This window comes from Desulfofundulus sp., from assembly GCF_049701015.1.
Classification (GTDB): domain Bacteria; phylum Bacillota; class Desulfotomaculia; order Desulfotomaculales; family Desulfovirgulaceae; genus Desulfofundulus.
Map to the genome: position 1 here is coordinate 1 of NZ_JBNATZ010000260.1, position 3,376 is coordinate 3,376.

General features: G+C 50.7%; 3 protein-coding genes. 2 read left to right on the forward strand and 1 reads right to left on the reverse strand.

The genetic code is table 11. From position 1 onward, the window contains the following. Positions 1-69: 69 nt before the first annotated feature. Positions 70-1,584 carry an MDR family MFS transporter gene (locus tag ACPLUI_RS12760; RefSeq protein WP_424660635.1) on the reverse strand — a complete coding sequence of 505 codons (1,515 nt, stop codon included), beginning with the start codon at positions 1,582-1,584 and terminating at the stop codon, positions 70-72. Between the two features lie 201 nt (positions 1,585-1,785). Between ACPLUI_RS12760 and ytxC the strand changes: the two genes are divergently transcribed. Together ytxC and ACPLUI_RS12770 are read left to right on the forward strand one after the other, a co-directional pair. After that, positions 1,786-2,667 carry a putative sporulation protein YtxC gene (gene ytxC / locus ACPLUI_RS12765; protein WP_424660636.1) on the forward strand — a complete coding sequence of 294 codons (882 nt, stop codon included), beginning with the start codon at positions 1,786-1,788 and terminating at the stop codon, positions 2,665-2,667. Positions 2,668-2,758: 91 nt separating this feature from the next. Next, positions 2,759-3,361 carry a DUF445 domain-containing protein gene (locus ACPLUI_RS12770; protein WP_424660637.1) on the forward strand — a complete coding sequence of 201 codons (603 nt, stop codon included), beginning with the start codon at positions 2,759-2,761 and terminating at the stop codon, positions 3,359-3,361. The last annotated feature ends 15 nt before the right edge of the window (positions 3,362-3,376 follow it).

Genomic DNA, 3,376 nt, shown 5'->3' on the forward strand with positions numbered 1-3,376 from the left:
GGATGCGGACCCGCATGTCCGGTGGTGTGAGAGGACGGGGGCTAGCCGCCCCCTTCTACTCGATTGGTATTATTTTTCCAGTACCGGCTGGTCATCCCACCGCGTCTTTAACTCCCGGTCTTCCAGAAACAGAGAAGCCATCAGTCCTCCGGTCAAAAGAATTGCGCCGATAAAAAACCCGTGGGTTATACTCTGAGAGAAAGCATGTCTTAGTAAAGACAGGCGTGGGTCGGCGGGCATTTGCATCAAACGGTTCAAGACCTGACCCGGGTCAATTTTTACAGGCGCCCCGGGTGGCAAAAGGGCTTTCAGACGGTTGCTCAAATCGGTCAGGACAATGTTGCCGGTAAGGGCACTGCCAAAAACGCCGCCAATACTGCGGAACAACTGGGAGGCCGCCGTAACTGTCCCCAGTTCCGTGCGGCGCACGGTGTTTTGTACGGCTACGGTGAAGGTCGGCATGGCTATACCCATCCCGATCCCGCTGATAATCATACCGGCGACGACCATGGCGTGAGTGGCGTCGACAGGTAGACGTCCCAGATAAAACATGCCGGCGGTGGCAATGGCCAGGCCGGATACGGCGAAAACTTTATAGTGCCGCAACCGGGAGATCAGTTGTCCGCTGACCACTGCTGCGATCATAATCGAGAGCATCATGGGCGTCAGCAGTGTACCGGAGTAGGTCGCGCTTACACCCGTTACAATTTGCAGGTACATGGGTAAATAGAGTGTGATAGAAAACATGCCCAGTGTCACCAGAAATAGTGTTAAGGTGGAAACAACGAATATATTGTTTCGCCAGAGCCAGGCTGGTAATAATGGTTCTTCCGCCCGGCTGTCCACCAGGACAAAAAGGATGCCAGCCGTCCCTGCAACCGCGAACCCAAGCAGCACGCGGCGGGTGGTCCAGCTCAAATCCTGCTGGGCAAAGGTGAGCGCCAGCAACAGGCCAACCAGGGAAATTGTCAATAAAGCCGGACTCAGGTAATTGACACGCGGTTTATTTTCTGCCCGGTAAGGTGGCAGAGCATAAAAAAGCAGTACCAGGGAAATTAAGCCGAAGGGAGCACTTACGTAAAAAACCCAGCGCCAGCTCCAGTGGTCCGTAATCCACCCGCCGAGAGTGGGACCCAGGAGGGTGGCCAGGGCAAATACGCTCATCATGATTCCCTGCCAGCGCCCCCTCTGCGCCGGAGGGAAAAGGTCTCCGATCGTAATGGTGTTCATCGCCATCAACATACCGCCGCCCAGGCCCTGTACAGCCCGGGCCGTAATGAGCCAGTGCATCGTGTGGGCCAGCCCGGAAGCCCAGGAGCCAAGTAAAAAGAGAACAACACCGGCCAGGAAAAAAGGCCTGCGCCCCCAGAGGTCGGAGAACTTTCCGGCCAGGGGTATGACCACGCTTGACGTGAGGATATAGGCTGTCGCCAGCCAGCTATACAGGTCCAGCCCACCCAGGTCGGCGACTATACGGGGCATGGCTGTTGCCACCACCGTTTGATTTAACGCGGAGGTCAACATGGTAATCAGTAGAGCTACCAGCAACAATCTCCTCTTATCGGACTTCAGGGTCTCGAGCATCCCCATTTCACCTTCCTGTAATTTCCTGAAGTTACTTAAAGATACTTAAGAACATTAAATATTATATCCATGAAGCAAAAACGATACAATAATTTTTTAACCTAACCAAATAAGTTAATAAGTTAAGTGCCTGGCACCATTAATTTTGTATACGGGTTTTTAGCCTCACATATACTACAACAGAGAGAAAGGACGGTGAAAATGATGGCAGACATCTCCATCGGGACTGCCCGGCACATAGATCTCATTAAGATGCGGTTGGGGCGGGAAATCAAGAATTTAGAAAAAGAAGGCCTGAGAGTGAGTCTGAAAGAAAGTTCGGCCGGCAGGTTTAATTTTGTGTCCTGCCAGGTAATGCCCGGTGGGGATAAAAGAGGAGACATCCAGGCCATTTTCCGCCACCGTATTGCCCGTTCTCTCTCGGAGTTGATCCTGGGCCAGTGGCAGAAGATGCTGCTCAAGGATATGATCAGGGAAAACTACTATTACTTCAACGAGAAGGAACGGCAAAACATATTGAAGTACGCGTTAATTCACCTGGGATATGGCCGGGGAGGAGAAAAGGCGGTTTACCATCAACTGTACAAGAAAAGGATCATGGAAAAAATTCTCGATTTTCTGAGACAAAATGACCAGATCATTGTAGAAGGTTTTATCCGTTTCCGGCTGAAGGATTATGTGGAACAATTGGAACAGGCCGTAGAAAGGGCAGTGGACGACTTCCTGATGGAAAGGGAATACCAGGAATTTATCCAGCTGCTCAAGTATTTTGTGGAAATTCAGGAATCCCGGGTTGAACTGGTGCATGTGCTCAAGCTACCCGGCGGGGCGTTTCGCCTTCTGGACGAACAAAAGCAGATCCTCAAGGTGGACTACCTGGAAAATTTGTTTATGGATTTAACAGAAGGAGAAATTACTTATGAGGATATGCTTATCAGTACCTTAATCACCCTGGCACCCAAACAGATTATCATTCACAACCCGGACTGCGAACAGAAAAACACTGTCATGGAAACGATTAACTTAATTTTCCTGGGCCGGGTGAGGGAATGCACCGACTGCCCCCTGTGTCGAAAAAAATAATTCCTCGCCCGTTTTCTCTTGCCTGGGATATGTTATTTTTGATATTATCCTTTTCAGGATATCAAAACGGGGTGAAATGAATTTGAACTGGGTGCAGACAGTGTTTGTACCCCTGGTGGGGGCACTGATCGGATGGGTGACCAACTGGCTCGCAGTATGGCTGATCTTTCGACCCTACAGGCCGGTTCGCGTTCTTGGTTACACCATCCAGGGTGTAGTGCCCAAGAGACGTGATGAGCTGGCAAGAGTTATCGGTAAGGTAATTGAGGAACAATTGCTTCCGTTGGAGCAACTCCTGAATTACTTCCGGTCGGAACAATTAAATGAAGAACTGATTCGTTCCGTGGACACAGCAGTTCGCGTCCGTGTGATGGACAGGCTCCCGGGTTTTTTACCCCTGTCCCTGCGGCGGATGATTTCTGAGGCCCTGGCCGAGCAGGTCAAAAAGGAACTGCCACCCCTTGTAAATGAACTGGTAAACCGCTTTGGGGAAAAATTAAAGGGAGATCTGTGCATGTCAAAGGTGGTGGAGGAGCAGGTCAACAGTTTCTCTCTGGAGCAATTGGAACGAATTATCACTTCAGTGGCGTCCCGGGAACTGAAACATATCGAAATCCTGGGAGGTGTGCTGGGGTTTATAATTGGTCTTTTGCAGGTGGGTATTTTCTGGCTTTATAAGTGGTCGTTCTCCTGAGACCTTTGTGGCCGC

Coding starts and splice junctions, on each gene's coding strand:
- ytxC (WP_424660636.1), top strand. CDS start 1,786: ATGATGGCAGACATCTCCATCGGGACTGCCCGGCACATAGATCTCATT.
- ACPLUI_RS12760 (WP_424660635.1), bottom strand. CDS start 1,584: ATGCTCGAGACCCTGAAGTCCGATAAGAGGAGATTGTTGCTGGTAGCT.